The organism is Mucilaginibacter rubeus, assembly GCF_003286415.2.
Lineage (GTDB): Bacteria > Bacteroidota > Bacteroidia > Sphingobacteriales > Sphingobacteriaceae > Mucilaginibacter > Mucilaginibacter rubeus_A.
Map to the genome: position 1 here is coordinate 3,174,242 of NZ_CP043450.1, position 18,322 is coordinate 3,192,563.

An 18,322-nucleotide genomic window follows, 5' to 3' on the forward strand; every position below is an offset into this window, starting at 1 on the left:
TCACCTCACTTTATCCACTTTTAAAATGAAGGTGTCTTTATGTACGAAAAGGAAAAATGAATAATTACGACTCATACTTTGACCTGGGCCAGTTGATCGCGAAATATATGCGAAACGAGTTGGGCGAACAGGAAAAACTCCAGCTTGACCAATGGCTTCAGGCTGACGCCCGCAACCAGGAATTATTCAAAAAACTAACTGATGAACATCTGCTCAATAATGAGCTGGAAACCTTTTCAGCAACTGATAAGGCTAAAGCATGGCATAATATTACCAAAAGCACGGGGTTTAAACGCAAAAGTAACAAACTGCGGTGGGTTGGATACGCCGCAGCCGTGCTTTTACTGGCCGCATTAACCATTACTCTAAATAAACGCCAAACTGCAGAGCAGCCACAAAACCTGGCCAATCAACATAAAGACATCCCTCCGGGAACAAATAAAGCAATACTTACCCTTGCCGATGGTTCAACTATAGTTTTGGATAGCGCCAAACACGGGCAAATTGCGAGTCAGCAAAATGTGGTGATCAAGGAAGATGAAAACGGCAAAGTAGTTTATGAGGCGACTCACGAAACTCAAGACCCTGCCCGTTCTGCTCCTGCCGAAACTATAGCCATGAATATGCTGGCTACTCCACGAGGCGGACAATACCAGGTTGTTTTGCCCGATGGCACAAAGGTTTGGTTAAACGCTGCATCCTCACTGAAATATCCAACCGTATTTACAGGTAATGAGCGCAGGGTTGAACTTACCGGCGAGGCCTATTTTGAAGTAAGTAAAAATCCTTCAAAGCCATTCAATGTAAAAACCGCGAGCCAGACCGTTACAGTGTTAGGTACACATTTTAACATTAACAGTTATGCCGATGAGGGGGCTACTAAAACCACCCTGCTTGAAGGCAGTGTGAGGGTTACCGGCAACTCTGGACAATCGGTTAAAATAAAACCGGGCGAGCAGGCTGTCAACACTTTAAGCAACATCAACATTAATGAGAATGCCAACATTGACGAGGCAGTGGCCTGGAAGAATGGAAAATTTGTTTTCAGCAATACCGATCTGCAAACCATTATGCGCCAGCTATCCCGTTGGTATGATGTGGATGTAGAGTACCAGGGCAAAACAGCGCAAAAACATTACATGGGGCGTATTTCGCGCAATGTACCTGTGTCACAAATATTTGAAATTCTTAAAACAAGCGGCTTAAACTTCACAATTAACGGGAGGAAGATTATAGTAAAATCATAACAAAAATCCAATATGTGGTAAACGGCCAGGCCGGTTTACTAAAAGTTGGCCCATAAAAAAACCGAAAGTGTTGCGACCACTTCCGGCTATATTTTGGGGCTAACATCATCCAAATTATATCGACTAAATACTTTTTAAACTAATCAACCCAAAACAAAAATATGGATTTTTCTACATTTCCTGTGCCCTTACACAACGATGGCCGGGTAAATAAATTCAAAAACGCTACCAAAGGTTTTTTCCGGATGAACCGGGAAACAAAAAGGAAATTTATTATGCGGATTAAGCTTATCGCCGTCCTGTTATTTGCAGTTTGCATGCATCTCAGCGCTAAAAGTTTCAGCCAAAACATCACTTTAGCCGAAAAAAACAGCAGTCTTCAAGCGGTGCTGAACAAAATTGAGCAGCAAAGCGGTTATGATATCTTCATGCAAACCGAACTGCTTGCCGGCAGCAACAGAATATCGTTAAATGTAAAAAACGAAGCGTTAACAAAAGTGCTCGACAGGGTATTTAAAGGTCAGCCTGTAACTTATGCTATTGTGGGCCATACCATTGTAGTAAAGGAAAAAAACGCGCAAACTTCCGCAAACGCGCCGGCTTCATTATATACCGGTAAAGTTATTGACGCTGTTACCAAAGAGCCGCTTATTGGTGCTTCGGTAGGTGTTAAAGGCGGAGGCAAAGCTACATCAACCAGTCTTAATGGTACTTTCAAATTAAACCTTGAAAATGGCGACGGCACTGTGCTGGTAGTTTCCTATATCGGTTATGTAACCAAAGAGATTACGCTTTCAGGTACCACCAATCTTGGCGAAATTGAGCTTAAATCAAGTGCAAGTTCTATGAATGAAGTTGTGGTAACCGGCGATGTTGCCATCGACCGTAAAACTCCTGTAGCGGTAACAACCATTAACCAACGCTTTATTGAAGAAAAACTGGGCAACCAGGATATCCCGCAATTATTAAGTATTGTTCCTGGTGTAATGGCTACTCAAGGCGACGGTGGTTACGGTGATTCACGCATCAACATCCGTGGTTTCAACAGCGGATCTAAGAAAGGTAACGTAGCTTTAACCATAAACGGCATTCCTGTTAATGATATGGAGAATGGTTCACTGTACTGGTCAGATTTTTCTGGCCTTACCGATGTAACCACTTCATTGCAGTTACAACGCGGTTTAGGTGCTTCAAAAATCATAGTACCTTCTTTCGGTGGCACAATCAATATCACCACACGTGGTACCGAGACCGAAAAAGGCGGCTATATTTCTCAGGGTATCGGTAGCGATGGTTATGAAAAAACAACCGTTTTATTATCAACCGGCTTAGATAAAAATGGCTGGGCTGCTACCTTCCAGGGCAGCAGGACTCAAGGTCGTGGTAATGCCGATGGTTTAAACTTTTTAGGTTATAACTACTTCTTTAACATTTCAAAACAGCTTACACCAAGCCAAACCTTATCGCTTTCGGTAATGGGGGCCAATCAAACACATGGTCAACGACCAGACGAACTGATCTCTGATTGGCAAAATGCGCCTCAGGGCATCCGTTGGAACTATGAGCTGGGTGTAAAAGACGGCAAACAAATCAATCCGTACAATAACAACTTTAGCAAGCCATTATTCTCATTAAACCATGAGTGGAATATCAATGGAAGCTCAAGCTTATCAACCGTATTATATGCAACTTACGGCACAGGTGGTGGCGGTGGTATCCAGGGCGAAGCGCCAAGGGTAAGCAATTTATATTCGCCATATGATTATACAGCTGCCGAAAAAGCGAACTTCGCTAACCCTGACGGTTCTGCAAGCACCTATTTCTATTCATCACACAATGATCATACCTGGTATGGTTTACGCAGTACTTACCGTACCGAATTAAGTAAATACCTTAATCTGTCTGCAGGTATCGACGCGAGGTATTACAAAGGCACCCATTATAAAACTGTTACCGATTTGTTAGGCGCCGATTATGTTTATGATCCGTATACCGGAAGCAGCAATCTTGGCAGTCGTTCGGGCGATATTAACAACCCCGAACACCGCGCAATGGTTGGCGATAAAATAGGTTATTTTAATAAAGATAACGTGATTTCAGGCGGCGTGTTTGCCCAGGCCGAATATTCAAAGGATGATTTCTCGGCCTTTGTAACTGTAACAGGTAGCGGCACCGGCAACCAACGTAACGACTATTATAATTACCTGAACAGCGACCCTAACCAAAGCAGCAAATACGTAAACTTTTTCAACTACCAGGCTAAAGGCGGTGCCAACTATAATATCAATGAGGCAATGAACGTGTTTGCCAATGTTGGCTACATGACTAAAGCGCCTTATTTTGATAACGTTTTCCAAAAGTTCACCAATACCATCAATCCAAATTCGGTATCTGAGAAATTACTGAGCTATGAGTTGGGATATGGCCTTAAACTGGCACATTTCAGCGCCAAATTAAACGCTTACAGAACACAGTATAATGACGAGTCGTTTGCTACATCATACTTTGACCAACCAACTAATCAGCTTTATACCGTTAACGTGGCAGGCGTTGACGAATTACACCAGGGTTTGGAGCTTGAGATGAAATTAAAGCCGATTAAAGAAATTACGCTGAATGGTATGCTGTCTTATGGCGATTGGCGCTACACCAACGATGCTGGCCCGACCACAGTTTATAACTCACAGCAACAGGCTGTTAAAACCGTTAACAAAGTTTACTTAAAAGACATTAAAGTTGGCGATGCAGCACAAACTACTGCTGCTTTAGGCGCCGATATTGATGTATTGCCAGATTTGACTATTGGTGGTAACTATTTTTACTATGGTAACTACTATTCAGATTTCAACTTTGCAAATGCTGGTCAACCCAATATGCACCCTTACAAATTGCCAAACTATTCTATCTGGAACCTTAATGGTGTATTCAGGTTTAAAATTGCAGGTTTGAATGCTGTGTTAATCGGCAACGTAAACAACCTGCTTAACACCAAATACATAGCCGACTCTTACGACGGTAACCTAACCGGTAACGCGGCCAACGCATTAGTTTACTACGGCTTAGGCAGAACATTTGTAACCAGTTTAAAAATTAAATTTTAATAAGATTTTAAGTAATTAAAATGAAAAAGATATCTAACATACTGGTACTGGCAGCCCTTGCATTATCGGCCTGCCAAAAACAACCGGTTATTCCAAATACTATGCCTTTGCATAAGGCCAAGCTGACCCAAACACTGGTTGCGGCCGATTATAAAAAGCTTGATACCTCATCATATGGTTATAAAAACGGCGTTTTTCAATCAGAGGATGACGCTAAACAAACCATTCCGGGACTGTTGGCCACTGAATATCCGCGCGTTGACGATGGTTCAACCGCCGATGTAACTTTCAACGTAGGTACGCCACAGGTTAAAGTTGCAGACAGCGTTTACAAAAACGTAGCATATACGCTAACCAACGCTGATTATTTACTACTACCGGGCAACAAATTCACCGATTTTACGGCGGCACAAATACTTTCATGGCTGCCTTACGGGCCTAAAACATCATCTCCTAAAGCTAACCAGCTGGCGGTGTTAACTTTTAATTACTACTCGGGCAGTGTATCTGTACAAACATTTGGATACATGTATTTAAATGGCGCCTGGCAGCAAATCTATCTTTTGTCGCCTGCTCAGTACGCCTCAATTGGTCGCTCAAACCATAACGAGTTTGTTGCTACCGATAACGTGAGCAGTGTCAACACTTATATCGGTGCATTATTAAAAGCCGACTTAAGCATATCTGCAACCGCACAGGTTGGCGATATCCAATATGTAAGCTATAACTACTATGATGGTACTACTGATTTTCAAAAGGTAACAGCCTTCGCCTTTGATGGCAGTAACTGGGTTTCCGGTTCAACTCCACGCACTTTATCATTTGAGCGTGCAAGTGGCAAATGGGTAGTAAGCAGCACTGTTAGCTATACCCTTGTTAAAGATGATTACGTTTACATTGGCACGCAAACCACCGCAGGTACCCAGGCTGCAAGGGACAACGTTGCCAAATACCCCGACTTTAACATCAGTGCTACAACCGATGCCACTTATTGGAGCGATACAGATCTGAATGCTGCTATGATAGCGGTATTAACAGAGAAATTTAAAGCCACCGCACTTCCAAATCAAAAATTTGTGGTTACCTATGTTGTTTACAGCTTTGGTAAAACCTCAAACGTCAGCAAAACTTTCGTATTCGACGGAACAAAATTCGTAGTTCCGCAATCGTAATATCTTATACCAACAGGCCCGGTATACTGGCCGGGCCTGTTTTTTTCTTCCCTAAATCTTTCCTGGTTTTAAAAAATTGCACAGCGTAAACGCATTGACTGTGCTTTGTATTTATCTATCATAAAACAACAATTATGAAAATTAACAACCTGCTTATTGGCCTGGGTTTAGCTTTAACCTTTGCCGGATGTTCTAAAGACCTTAAAAACTCGCCAACTCCGCCTAAAACCGGCGATACTACGAAGACAACCACTCCTCCCGCCCCCACTCCTTATACCATTACCGAGGATTTTGAACAGGGTGCGAAAACCGCCTATGCAGCGGCAGATGTATCTCTAAGTACAGGCAGCTGGAATTTTAACGATGCATTGATAGTCAACCTTGCTGCTGATTTAAAAGACGGTACAAAATCGGTAAGGATCCGTACCGGCGACATCGCCATGAATTTTGATATCAACGGCCTTACTACTTTGTATATTAAACATGGTAAATATGGTACCGATGCAACATCTACATGGCAATTATTAATGTCGACCGATGGCGGAACAAATTATACCCAGGTTGGTACCGATATTACCGAAACCAATACCACGCTGGTAACCGACTCATTTAAAGTGAGCGTTACCGGTAAAGTTAGGTTTGAAATTAAAAAGACAGGTACAACCCGTATCAACATTGATGATATCACTTTTAAAGGTACTGGCGATCCTGGTATAACCGTTGGTACCCCAGATACCGGCAGCGGCGATACCGCCGGTGGTTCAAGTGCTTCGACTCCGCGTGATGTTACCGCCGGTGCGGATGCGCCACCAACAAGCGGCGACAACAGCAACCTGCTTTTCGGTAACCCGTCAAACGCGCTTTCGACATTAGCTTCAATGGATAACTACCTGATAGATCAGAAGTACTATGTAGAGTCATACAACGCTACCAAAGGTGAACCAAACTGGGTAAGCTGGCACCTGGATGCTACCAACACAACCAACGCAACCGGCCGTTTAGATGATTTTGCGGGCTGGAGCGGATTGCCTGCTGCCTGGTACCAGGTAGAGAGCAACAGCTACTCAGGCAGCGGATTCGACAGGGGGCACAACTGTCCGTCGGCCGATCGTACAAGCTCTACCGATGCTAATGCTTCAACCTTCCTGATGACCAATATGATTCCACAAGCCCCTCAAAACAACCAACAAACCTGGGCCAACCTTGAAAATTACCTGCGCGAGCAAGTGGTTGCCGGTAACGAGGTATACATCATTATGGGCAGCTACGGTACAGGAGGCACAGGTTCAAACGGTACCGCCAGCACCATCAATAGCGGTCATGTAAACGTACCAAGCAATGTTTGGAAAGTTGCCCTGATCATTCCAAAAGGTGATGGCGACGTTGCAAGGGTTACCGCTTCAACAAGGGTTATCGCGGTAAACACGCCTAACATCAATACTATCAATTCCGACTGGACTAAGTACATCACTACAATCAAAGAGATAGAAACCGCTACCGGTTATACACTGCTATCAAGCCTGCCTGCGTCGGTTAGGACAGCACTTGAAGTTAAGGTAGATACCGGCGCTTCGGGATCATAACAAAATTGGTAATTGAACAAGGAAAGCCGGAAATGTAAAATATTTTCGGCTTTTTTTCTGGTACTTTAGAAAGTGTTCAATTTTTGAAAAATGGGTGTTCAACTTTTGAAAGCCCAATAACACAACTCATTGATTACCAACAACAAAATATTCAAACTGATCGATTGAGCGCTTTTGCATATTTGCAATCAATTGACTATCAAGCAATAACACTTAAGCAAAAACAACAAGTGTTCATACTTTTAAAGTTGAACACTTGCCATTTCATGTTATATTTTGGGAATCCCTTGCTGTTGGGACACGAGATCAATCCACACCTTTTACATTCATTTTAAAGGTGTAAACTGCCTTCGAGGCTGTAATAAATAACACATCTTTGTTTTTGCCGCCGAAGCAGATGTTCGCCGTCCATGGTTCGTCAATATCTATATGGCCTATCTTTTCGCCTTTAGGATTAACGATGGTAACACCTTTACCGCACATATAAATATTGCCGCGCTCGTCAATTGTCATACCGTCGCATCCCATCGCTATAAACAAGGTACGGTTTGATAGTGTGCCATCTTTATTGATATCATACCTGTAGGTTTTATTATCGCCGATATCTGCCACGTACAAGTTTTTTCCGTCCGGTGTGCCGATAATACCGTTAGGGCGCACAAATTTATCATCAACAATTACGGCAGGTGCTTTTCCTTTGGCAAGGAAATATAGTTTCTGACCATCAAGGTCGGGTTGTTTACGTGTCCAGTAATCGCGCTGATAATATGGGTCGGTGATGTAGATCCCGCCATCCGGGCGTACCCAAACATCATTAGGGCCGTTAAATTTATGGCCCTGATAATCTTTTAATAAAACAGTTACTTTTCCTTTGCGGCTGATAGACCATAACTGATCGTCGGCATCGGCACAACTGATGAGGTTTCCTTTTTTATCGAAATACATGCCGTTTGAGCGGCCTGCACTATCCAGGAAAACGGAAAGTTTGCCGTCGGTATCGTATTTCCAGATCTTGTTATTGGGCTGATCCGTAAAAAACACATTGCCTTTTTTGTCGACAGCCGGGCCTTCAGTAAAAGAGAATTGCTTCGCGATCAGCTGCGCTTTAGTATCAGGAGAGTAAAGGCCGGTTTGATCCTGAGCTACGGCCTTGCCACCAATGGCCGATAGGAATAATATAATAACGGATAGTTTTTTCATGTACGGTACAGGTTACTTTTGGTTTTGCTAAAGTAACACGTTTTATTGCCCGATTATTTTGCAGGGGTAAAATATTTGATACAAGTAGTGGATTTGTAGGATTGTTAACGCTTTACTACTCACGCATACTTCTTTACCATCTATCAAATGTTTGATTAAAAAGATAGATTTAAAAACCTTACTTTTGCACCTTTATTAAAATACCGTACATCACATGAGTATTGCATTATCCGAACAGGAAATCTTTCGCCGCAAATCTTTACAGGAATTACGCGCACTGGGTATTAACCCATACCCTGCCGAAGCTTTTAATGTTAACGCCTGGGCACAGGATATAGCCGATAATTTTAAGGATAAACCCGAGGCCTACCAGGATGTTGTTATTGCGGGCCGTATCATGACCCGCCGTATCATGGGCAGCGCTTCGTTTGCCGAGTTACAGGATTCAACCGGTCGTGTGCAGATTTACCTGAAACGCGATGATATTTGCCCTGATGAGGATAAAACTTTATATAACACCGTATTTAAGAAACTGCTTGATATTGGCGATTACGTTGGCGTAAAAGGCTACGTTTTCCTTACCCAAACCGGCGAGATCTCAGTTCACGTACGTGAACTGGTTGTGCTTTCAAAATCGTTAAAACCGCTACCGGTTGTTAAACGCGAGGACGATGGCACCATCCACGATGGTTTTACCGATCCTGAGTTACGCTACCGCCAGCGCTATGTGGATTTAACCGTTAACCCGGATTACAAACAAATCTTCATCAACCGCTCAAAAGTGATCAGTGCTATGCGTGGTTACTTCAATACCCAGGGATGGATGGAGGTTGAAACGCCTATCCTGCAGCCTGTACATGGCGGCGCGGCGGCACGTCCGTTTGCTACCCACCATAATACGCTTGATATGCCATTGTTTTTACGTATTGCCAACGAGCTTTACTTAAAAAGGCTTATCGTAGCCGGTTTTGACGGTGTTTATGAGTTTGGTAAAATGTTCCGTAACGAGGGTATGGATCGCACCCACAACCCGGAATTTACCGCCATGGAAATTTATGTAGCCTACAAAGACTATATATGGATGATGGCCATGGTTGAGGAATGCCTGGAAACCGTGGCAAGAGCCGTTCACGGCATCCCGGTTGTGCAGGTTGGCAGCAACGAAATTAACTTTGCTGGCCCTTACGAAAAGCTGTCTATGTATGATTCTATCCTGAAATACACCGGTATCGATGTATCGGCAATGGATGAAGCAGGGTTACGCGAGGTTTGTGCAGAGTTGAAAATAGAAGTAAACCCAAGCATGGGCAAAGGCAAACTGATCGATGAGATCTTCAGCGCTAAAGTTGAGCATCACCTGATCCAGCCTACTTATATTACCGACTACCCTATCGAAATGACGCCGCTTGCCAAAAAGCACCGTACTAAAGAAGGGCTGGTTGAGCGTTTTGAGTTATTTGTAAATGGTAAAGAAATTGCCAATGCTTATTCAGAACTGAATGACCCTATTGATCAGCGCGAGCGTTTAGAAGAGCAGCTAATCCTGGCTGGTCGTGGTGATGATGAGGCTATGGCTATGGATGACGACTTTTTACGCGCGCTTGAATATGGTATGCCGCCAACATCAGGCTTGGGTATCGGTATCGACAGGCTGGTAATGTTAATGACCAATCAGAGCACTATCCAGGAAGTATTATTCTTCCCGCAGATGCGCCCGGAGAAAAAAATCAAGGTTGCTACTGCCGATGATTTCATAAACATTGGCGTACCTGCCGAATGGGTTCCTGTATTAAATAAAATGGGCTTCAACACCGTTGAAGAACTAAAAGCAGGCAACCCTAACAAGGTATTTAATGACCTTGGCGGTATGCGCAAAAAATTAAAACTTGATATTACCATGCCAACTAAAGAAGTTGTTATGGCCTGGTTTGAATAATCTGATTTTCTGCTAAAATCAAAAAACGGAGGTGATAATAATCTCATTATCACCTCCGTTCAATTCCGTTTACCTCTCCACTGCCTCAAAATCCAATCCCGGATAACAATTTGTTAACAAAATCATAAAAAAAGGAAAACTTTCGATATTAAGTTATTCTTTAATATTGTATTATACAACTCATACGCATTATGACTAACTCAATATTAGAGATAACCGAAAACGAATACCTGATCAAACTAAACAGGAATAATTTCAACCTGTCTTTCATCAGGAGTTTACTGAAACTTGTTGAAGTAGCCAATCCATCTGAAGATACACACACCTATCATACTGATAGCTACGTTCAGCCTTATCAAAACCACTCTGCAACGCCTGACTATTTCAGCGCCATTGAAGAAAAATAAAAGGGACGCGGTTTTCGCGTCCCTTTTATTTTTTATTCCTTTTATTTTATTCTCTTTTTAGTACTGGCGATATCCCCCTCTTACTACCTGCTTATCCATCTGTGCCAACTGGCCTTTCATCATCTTAATCTGTTCGGTAAGTAGTTTGTTCTTATCATCTTTTGTAGCCTCTGACAAATACATCTGTGCTTCGCGCTTGTTACGTTTAGCCATTGAAATACCGGCAAGGCTCAATTTTGCCAATGCCACATTGTGCGACATTTTCATACCCAGAGACAAAGCTTTCTTGAAATATTTCTCTGCTTTCATCGGAGCCTTGCGAGATTCTATCAAACCGATCAACAGGTTATAATAACCGTGCTGGTTTTTATGCAGCTGCTTTTCGTAATCAGTGATTTTCAATAACCATTCTTCTGACTTTTCAGAATTTTCTTTACGTAAAAAGTACTGGGCAATGATCATGTTTTCGTTAAAGAAGAAGCTAAGCAGTAAAATACCACCTATTAACAAAACTAAGATACCCCATCCCCAAAAACCGAATGCACAAAGCGCGACCGCCGCACCCATCACTACACAAGCAATAATTAACCGAACAATATTTGACATAATTTGTGATACTAATATTAACGCAAATATCTGTTTATTTGCACGCTAAACCAACTTCTATATAAATATTTATGGCGATTGCATTACCACCATCATGGCTTGAGGTTTTACAGCAGGAATTTGGCAAACCTTACATGGTAAAACTTAAACAATTTTTAAAAGAAGAGCAGGAATCAGGACAAATTGTTTACCCAAAAAACAGCGACATCTTCAATGCTTTTAACACTACCCATTTTGATGATGTTAAAGTGGTAATATTAGGCCAGGACCCTTACCATGGTGCCCACCAAGCCCATGGACTATCCTTTTCGGTACAAAAAGGAATTGCTATTCCACGTTCATTAATGAATATCTATAAAGAGCTCCAGGTTGATATTCCGGGATTTAAAGCCCCGGTGCACGGTAATCTTGAAGAATGGGCTAAACAAGGTGTATTATTACTAAATGCTACACTTACCGTTAGGGCGAGCACCCCAGGCTCGCACCAAAAAAGAGGCTGGGAAGAATTTACCGACGAAGTGATCAAAACCATCTCCGATAAAAAAGAAGGTATTGTGTTTATACTATGGGGAGCCTTTGCCCAGTCAAAAGCGGTTTTGATCGATGAAAAGAAACATTTTATCATCCGCTCTGCCCACCCTTCACCATTCTCTGCAGATCGTGGTTTTTTTGGCAGCAAGCCATTTTCAAAAACTAATGAAATATTGAAAAAAGAAGGAAAGAAAGAAATTGACTGGCAGATTCATTAGAGGAAAGAATCAAAACAGCAAGAGTCAAGATACAAGAGCCAAGAAACATACAAGAGTCAAGATAAAAGAATCAAGATCTGTAAAGCGTGATCAACAAAAAGAGTCAGGGATAAAAGACATTAAATCTTCTCTTCCTGACTCCTTTATTTGTCCTCTTGATTCTTGACTCTTGCTGTTTTGATTCTTTCCCCTAATATTCCAGCGGCACTATTGGCTCCTTTTTGCTGGTCGACATGATCATCATGGTTTGGAATGTTTTCACTACCGTAATGCGGCTGATCTTTTCCATGATCAATTGCTCGTACGATTTAATGTCACGTACGTATACCTTCAGCAGAAAATCGCACTGGCCGGTTACGTGATGGCACTCGGTAACTTCCTTAATATTCTTGATCTCATCCAAAAAAGTTTGAATGGTATTTTTCTGATGAAAATCAAGCGAAATCTGGATAAAGGTTTTGATCCCCAATCCTAACTTCTCTTCATCTACCAGGGCATGATAGCTTTTAATGTATTCGGCGTTCTCAAGTTTACGCACGCGTTCAAGGGTAGGTGCTGGTGAAAGCCCTATCTCATTAGACAGCTGGAGGTTGGTTATCCTTCCGTTTTCCTGTAAAATCTTGAGTATCTGTAGGTCTATTTTATCTAATTCGGCGGCCATAGTTGTATGCAAATATAGTATTTTCCTTGCTTCGCAAAATTTAATTTTTCTTTAAAGTACTTCAACAAAAACATATTTCCTAACGTTTATTTTTTTAGATTAGTCTAAATTTTTTATTAGATTTGTTTAAATGAATACTTTAGCCGAGGAAAACTACTTAAAAGCCATTTATCATCTCACTGAAAATGATGGCAATGCGAGTACAAATCAAATCGCATCCTCGCTAAATACCAAAGCATCTTCGGTTACCGATATGCTAAAAAAGCTCGCCGATAAAGCCCTTATTAACTATACTCCTTACCAGGGTGTCAACCTTACCCCTTCCGGCGAAAAAATAGCATTGGGTATTATCCGTAAGCACCGCTTGTGGGAGTATTTCCTGGTTGAGAAACTCAACTTTAAATGGGACCAGGTACATGACCTTGCCGAAGAAATGGAACATATCTCATCCGAGGAATTGATTGACCGCCTCGATCAGTTTATGGGCTACCCTACGCATGATCCGCATGGAGATCCCATCCCCGACTGTAACGGCCGTTTTAACACCCATGAGCTCAAGCCCATTTCGGCGGTAACAATCAATCAATGCGGCGTTATTTCCGGCGTTCGCGACCATAGTTCATCTTTTTTACAATACCTCGATAAACAACAGCTTACCATCGGCTGCAAAATCATGATCACCGATATTATTGAATATGACCACTCGGTAGTGGTACAAACCGGCAATAAAGAAGTGCAGATCAGTCGCGAGGTAGCCAACAATCTGCTTATAGCCCTATGAATAATAAACACAACGAATCTTTAGGCAATGTACACGGATCGGTAGCCACCGAAAATAAAACCGGATGGCGCAAGCTGATGGCTTTTTTGGGCCCGGCTTACCTGGTGAGTGTGGGCTATATGGATCCGGGAAACTGGGCAACGGATATTGCCGGTGGCAGTGCCTTTGGATATAAGCTGATCTGGGTGCTATTTGTATCAAACCTGATAGCGCTGCTCCTGCAATCGCTGGCAGCCAGGTTGGGAATAGTTCGTGGGCTTGATCTTGCACAGGCTTCTAAAAACGCCTATCCACGCTTTGTTAACTTTTGGTTATACATATTGGCCCAAATCGCCATCGTGGCCTGCGACCTTGCCGAAATCATTGGTATGGCCATTGGCTTAAAGTTGCTGTTTCACCTGCCGTTGATCTGGGGTGTATCGCTTACCATAACCGATACAGTGCTCATGCTTTACCTCATGAACAAAGGCATGCGCAAACTTGAGGGCTTTATCATTTCGATGATCTTTATCGTAGGTCTGTCTTTCCTGGTTGAGATGTTTATTGTTAAACCGGATGTGATAGAAGTAGCAAAAGGTTTTATACCGGGTAACCTATTTAAAGGTGATAAAATAAGCCAGCAGATGCTTTATATCGCTATTGGTATTATTGGCGCAACGGTAATGCCCCATAACCTGTACCTGCATTCGTCGTTGGTACAAACCCGGCAAATAACCCGCACCGAAGAAGGTTTCAGGGCCGCAATTAAGTTCAATCTTTTTGACACCGTTATAGCGCTTAACCTTGCCTTTTTTGTAAATGCTGCCATCCTGATATTAGCCGCAAGCGCGTTTTTCAGAAACGGCTATTTTGAGGTTGCAGAAATTCAGGATGCGTTTAAGCTATTGGAACATATTTTTGGAGCCATTGCCCCTACGCTGTTTGCCATAGCCTTGATAGCATCTGGCCAAAGCTCGACCATTACCGGTACGCTTGCCGGGCAGATCATTATGGAAGGCCATATTAACCTGCGGATTGAGCCCTGGTTACGTCGTCTGCTTACCCGGATACTGGCTATTGTACCGGCAGTGTTTACCATACTTTATTATGGAGAAGATGGTTTAGGAAAACTCCTGATCTTAAGTCAGGTTGTGCTGAGCCTGCAGTTAGGCTTCGCGGTGATCCCACTTATCCACTTTACATCCGACAGGAAACGGATGGGCAAATTTGCTATCAATTTCCAAACAAGGGCATTGGCATGGGCAAGCGCCCTGTTAATTGTAGCCTTAAATGCCAAATTAGTATATGAACAAATTATTGATTGGGTAACGGGTAATCCTTCGGCCGTATGGATATACGCCGTTGTGGTTCCGATTGTTATCGGCATAGGGGTACTATTGATCTATGTTTTCATCAGACCATTGTTGTTCAAACACTACGATAAACCTGCTTATGTGCCCCATGGTATAGCCAATGCCATTACCGAGCTTGATGCCATAACTTACGGCCATATTGGTATAACAATTGATTTTTCAAAAAATGACACCGATTGCCTTCGCCACGCCATTATGCAGGGTGGCAAAAAGGCCGGTTATACATTGATTCACGTTGTTGAAACTGCTGGTGCCCGCTACTACGGCGGCGAGGTACTGGACAACGAAACCCAGGTTGATTTTGACAACCTGGATAAGTATGTATGTGCGCTTAAAAATCTTGGCTATAATGCACAGGGGCAAATTGGCTACGGGAACCCGGCCAGTGCCATTGCCGAAATTGTGAAAGATCAAAATGTTGATTTTATTGTGATGGGCTCACACGGGCACAAGGCGTTGAAAGATCTTATATTTGGCACTACCGTAAACTCCGTGAGGCACATGGTTAATGTGCCTGTACTGGTGGTAAAGCCACAGTCAAACTAATTTTGTAAGTTTGCGGATTAATAATTATGAGCCAGGATAACATCTATATAAAAAATAAAAAAGCTTACTTTGAATATCACATACTTGATAAGTACGTGGCGGGTATACAGCTGCTCGGCACCGAAATCAAATCGATAAGGCAAGGTAAGGCTAATATTAACGACGCATTTTGCACATTCATTAACAATCAGTTATATGTACGCAACCTGCACATTTCAGAATACTCATTTGGCTCATTCTATAATCATGAAGCCAAGCGCGACCGTATCCTGTTACTAAATAAAAAAGAGCTCAAAAAACTCCAAACCCGTGGCGAAGAACGTGGATTAACCATAGTTCCATTGGCTTTATTTATTAGTGAACGTGGGTTTGCGAAACTGGAGATAGGTCTGGCCCAGGGTAAAAAGACTTATGATAAGCGCGAAACCATGAAGGAACGTGATACTAAGATAGAATTAGACAGGGTGATGAAAAGATAAAACCGATTTCGGAATTGAGAATTTGGATTTCGGAATTATATTTACATCTGTCCATTCACAATTCCGAAATCGAAAATTAGAAATCCTCAATCCACTACCAGGCCTTATCTCCTACTAACGGTACAAACCTAAAGGTATCCAGTACAATTTTCTCGTAGTCGTTCTCCCCCACTTTTAGGATAGTAACCATTTTTTGGGTTTCTTCATCACCAACCGGGATCACAAGGATTCCGCCTATATTTAATTGCTTTAAAAGCACTTCGGGAACAGTTGGCGCGCCGGCCGTTACAATGATCTTATCATAAGGCGCATGATCCGCCAAACCAATAGAGCCGTCGCCCAAAAAAAAGTGGGCATTGTACCCCATTTCGCTGGGCAATATAAATTTAGTACGATGATACAGCTTTTCCTGGCGTTCGATGGTGTAAACTGTAGCGCCAAGCTCAAGCAGGATACAGGTTTGATAGCCGGAGCCCGTACCTATTTCCAGCACTTTATCCCCTTTGCGAATATGTAATAATTCGGTTTGATAGGCAACAGTATATGGTTGCGATATGGTTTGCCCCTCGCCTATAGGAAACGCGATGTCCCTATAAGCCTGGTTCCAGAAAGTTTCATCAAAAAAGTAATGGCGTTTTACTTTACCGATAGCCTCTAAAACATGTTCGTCGCCAATTCCCTTCTTTCTTAAAACATCAACCAATCTTTTACGGGCACCCTGTTCGCGGTAATTATCAATATACTTGTAAGCCATTTTCAAGAGCAAAGTTAATACGAATTTTCACAGAATTTGCCCGATAAACGTGATTTAACGTCCGAAGCTATTTATATGCTTCATTAGTAAAAATTTAAAATTCAATTTCCCAACGGCAATCCCTAAAACGAAGAACGCCGGGCTATTTGCCCGGCGTTCTTCGTTTTTATATCATTTAGAATTATACTTCTCTGCTGCTATCCCATTTCTCCAAATAATCAGCCACACGCCTTACAAAGGAGCCTCCTAAGGCACCATCTACAACGCGGTGATCATATGATAACGAAAGGAACATCATGTGACGTATAGCGATCATATCACCTTCTTTTGTTTCAATAACTGCCGGTTTCTTCTTAATAGCGCCAACAGCTAAAATGGCAACCTGTGGCTGGTTAATTATAGGCGTACCCATAACGTTACCAAACGAGCCAACATTGGTGATTGTAAATGTACCGTCCTTTACATCATCAGGCTGTAGTTTGCCAATACGGGCACGGTTTGCCAGGTCATTTACGGCTTTTGTTAAGCCAACCAGGTTAAGTTCATCGGCCTTTTTAATTACAGGTACTATCAGGTTACCGCTTGGCAAAGCAGTTGCCATGCTGATATTGATTGCTGCTTTCTTGATGATTTGGGTACCATTAACAGATACGTTGATCATCGGGAAATCCTTGATGGCTTTTACTACGGCCTCAATAAATATAGGCGTAAAGGTTATCTTTTCACCTTCACGTTTCTCAAAGCTATTTTTTACTTTTTCGCGCCATAATACCAGGTTGGTAACATCGGCTTCAACAAAGGAGGTAACGTGAGGCGATGTTTGCTTGCTCATCACCATATGGTCGGCAATTAAGCGGCGCATCCTGTCCATCTCAATGATCTCGTCGGTACCTGTTATAGAAGTAGCCGGAGCTGGTTTCTGCTCAACAGGAACGGTTTTCGTCACTTCCGTTTTTACAGGTTCAGGACTTGCCGGAATAACTGGTTGTGGTACCGGCTGCGGATCCTGAACAGGTGTATTTACTTTTTCTGCAACTGGCTGTGCTTCCTTAACCGGCTCGGCAACTTTTACAGCTTCGGCAGGCGGAGTACTAACCGACGCCGAAGGTTGACCATTTTGAGCGGCAGTCGAAGTTTTTGCCTGCAGGTAGTTCAATAAATCGTCTTTAGTTAAACGTCCTTCAGAACCGGTTCCGGAAATACTGTCAAGTTCATCAATGCTGATACCTTCCTGGGCAGCAATATTTCTTACCAGTGGCGAATAAAAGCGCCCTTCTGATTTAAATACCGGAGCAGGTGAGCTTTTTTGCCCGAGCTGATCCAGGCCCGGAATACCCGCTAAGCTTTCGGATTGAATTTCATTTAATTCTGGTTCAGGAGTTTTCTCAATCTCTTTAAACTGAACAGTTTCGTGATAAGTTGATTCTGCTATTTTGGATTCATCGGTAGGTTTAACCTCCGGAGCTGACTCTGGCTGAACAATTGCAGGTGCTGCTTCAGGTTCCTCAGTTTCAATGATCGCGATAACCGCCCCAACCTGCACCACATCATTTTCTTTATAAAGTTGTTCAACTAACTTACCCGCTACAGGCGAAGGCACGTCAGAGTCAACTTTATCGGTAGCGATCTCCATTACCGCATCATCGGCATTTACCTTATCACCCGGATTTTTTATCCATTTGATAACGGTTGCCTCGGCAACACTCTCTCCCATTTTTGGCAATAACAGTTGGTATTTGGCCATACAG

15 protein-coding genes are annotated in these 18,322 nt (G+C 42.6%); 10 read left to right on the plus strand and 5 right to left on the minus strand.

The window, feature by feature from the left end; genetic code table 11:
* Positions 1-56 precede the first annotated feature (56 nt).
* From DEO27_RS12520 to DEO27_RS12535, 4 genes are all read left to right on the plus strand, one after another.
* Positions 57-1,247 (plus strand): FecR family protein, encoded by a 1,191-nt coding sequence (locus tag DEO27_RS12520; RefSeq protein WP_112565617.1) that lies wholly within the window; start codon positions 57-59, stop codon positions 1,245-1,247.
* Between the two features lie 161 nt (positions 1,248-1,408).
* A complete protein-coding gene (locus DEO27_RS12525) occupies positions 1,409-4,348 on the plus strand; it encodes a TonB-dependent receptor domain-containing protein (RefSeq protein WP_112565614.1) in 2,940 nt (979 codons plus the stop codon).
* A 20-nt stretch (positions 4,349-4,368) separates the two neighbouring features.
* Entirely contained in the window at positions 4,369-5,520 is a 1,152-nt protein-coding gene (locus tag DEO27_RS12530) for a hypothetical protein (protein ID WP_112565611.1), read from the plus strand.
* Between the two features lie 134 nt (positions 5,521-5,654).
* Positions 5,655-7,103: a DNA/RNA non-specific endonuclease gene (locus DEO27_RS12535; protein ID WP_112565608.1), complete on the plus strand. Its 1,449-nt coding sequence runs from the start codon at positions 5,655-5,657 to the stop codon at positions 7,101-7,103.
* A gap of 306 nt (positions 7,104-7,409) precedes the next feature.
* On the opposite strand, the gene DEO27_RS12540 is transcribed toward DEO27_RS12535, so the two are convergent.
* Positions 7,410-8,303, minus strand: a complete 894-nt coding sequence (locus tag DEO27_RS12540) for an SMP-30/gluconolactonase/LRE family protein (RefSeq protein WP_112565605.1) — start codon at positions 8,301-8,303, stop codon at positions 7,410-7,412.
* 214 nt (positions 8,304-8,517) lie between these two features.
* On the opposite strand from DEO27_RS12540, the gene lysS reads away from it, so the two are divergent.
* Together lysS and DEO27_RS12550 are read left to right on the plus strand one after the other, a co-directional pair.
* Positions 8,518-10,239: a lysine--tRNA ligase gene (gene lysS, locus DEO27_RS12545; RefSeq protein WP_112565602.1), complete on the plus strand. Its 1,722-nt coding sequence runs from the start codon at positions 8,518-8,520 to the stop codon at positions 10,237-10,239.
* A gap of 191 nt (positions 10,240-10,430) precedes the next feature.
* Positions 10,431-10,646 carry a hypothetical protein gene (locus DEO27_RS12550; RefSeq protein WP_112565600.1) on the plus strand — a complete coding sequence of 72 codons (216 nt, stop codon included), beginning with the start codon at positions 10,431-10,433 and terminating at the stop codon, positions 10,644-10,646.
* 57 nt (positions 10,647-10,703) lie between these two features.
* Here the strand turns inward: DEO27_RS12550 and DEO27_RS12555 are convergent, their stop codons facing one another.
* On the minus strand, positions 10,704-11,252 hold the full coding sequence (locus DEO27_RS12555; RefSeq protein WP_112565597.1) for a DUF2892 domain-containing protein: 549 nt from the start codon (positions 11,250-11,252) through the stop codon (positions 10,704-10,706).
* A 71-nt stretch (positions 11,253-11,323) separates the two neighbouring features.
* Here DEO27_RS12555 and ung point away from each other — a divergent pair, with 71 nt between their 5' ends.
* The gene (gene ung, locus DEO27_RS12560; protein ID WP_112565594.1) at positions 11,324-12,001 is read left to right on the plus strand and encodes a uracil-DNA glycosylase; all 678 of its coding nucleotides are present in this window, start codon (positions 11,324-11,326) and stop codon (positions 11,999-12,001) included.
* Between the two features lie 190 nt (positions 12,002-12,191).
* On the opposite strand, the gene DEO27_RS12565 is transcribed toward ung, so the two are convergent.
* The gene (locus DEO27_RS12565) at positions 12,192-12,662 is read right to left on the minus strand and encodes an Lrp/AsnC family transcriptional regulator (protein ID WP_022832833.1); all 471 of its coding nucleotides are present in this window, start codon (positions 12,660-12,662) and stop codon (positions 12,192-12,194) included.
* Positions 12,663-12,792: 130 nt separating this feature from the next.
* Here DEO27_RS12565 and DEO27_RS12570 point away from each other — a divergent pair, with 130 nt between their 5' ends.
* The 3 genes from DEO27_RS12570 to smpB are packed head-to-tail and all read left to right on the plus strand — an operon-like array spanning position 12,793 to position 15,820.
* Positions 12,793-13,443 (plus strand): metal-dependent transcriptional regulator, encoded by a 651-nt coding sequence (locus DEO27_RS12570; RefSeq protein ID WP_112565591.1) that lies wholly within the window; start codon positions 12,793-12,795, stop codon positions 13,441-13,443.
* The gene (locus tag DEO27_RS12575; protein ID WP_112565588.1) at positions 13,440-15,341 is read left to right on the plus strand and encodes an Nramp family divalent metal transporter; all 1,902 of its coding nucleotides are present in this window, start codon (positions 13,440-13,442) and stop codon (positions 15,339-15,341) included. Before DEO27_RS12570 ends, DEO27_RS12575 begins: the two co-directional genes overlap by 4 nt.
* Positions 15,342-15,367: 26 nt before the next feature.
* The gene (smpB, locus tag DEO27_RS12580; protein WP_090527145.1) at positions 15,368-15,820 is read left to right on the plus strand and encodes an SsrA-binding protein SmpB; all 453 of its coding nucleotides are present in this window, start codon (positions 15,368-15,370) and stop codon (positions 15,818-15,820) included.
* 94 nt (positions 15,821-15,914) lie between these two features.
* On the opposite strand, the gene DEO27_RS12585 is transcribed toward smpB, so the two are convergent.
* Positions 15,915-16,574 carry a protein-L-isoaspartate(D-aspartate) O-methyltransferase gene (locus DEO27_RS12585; RefSeq protein ID WP_112565585.1) on the minus strand — a complete coding sequence of 220 codons (660 nt, stop codon included), beginning with the start codon at positions 16,572-16,574 and terminating at the stop codon, positions 15,915-15,917.
* Positions 16,575-16,755: 181 nt separating this feature from the next.
* Positions 16,756-18,318 (minus strand): dihydrolipoamide acetyltransferase family protein, encoded by a 1,563-nt coding sequence (locus DEO27_RS12590; protein ID WP_112565582.1) that lies wholly within the window; start codon positions 18,316-18,318, stop codon positions 16,756-16,758.
* Positions 18,319-18,322 lie beyond the last annotated feature (4 nt).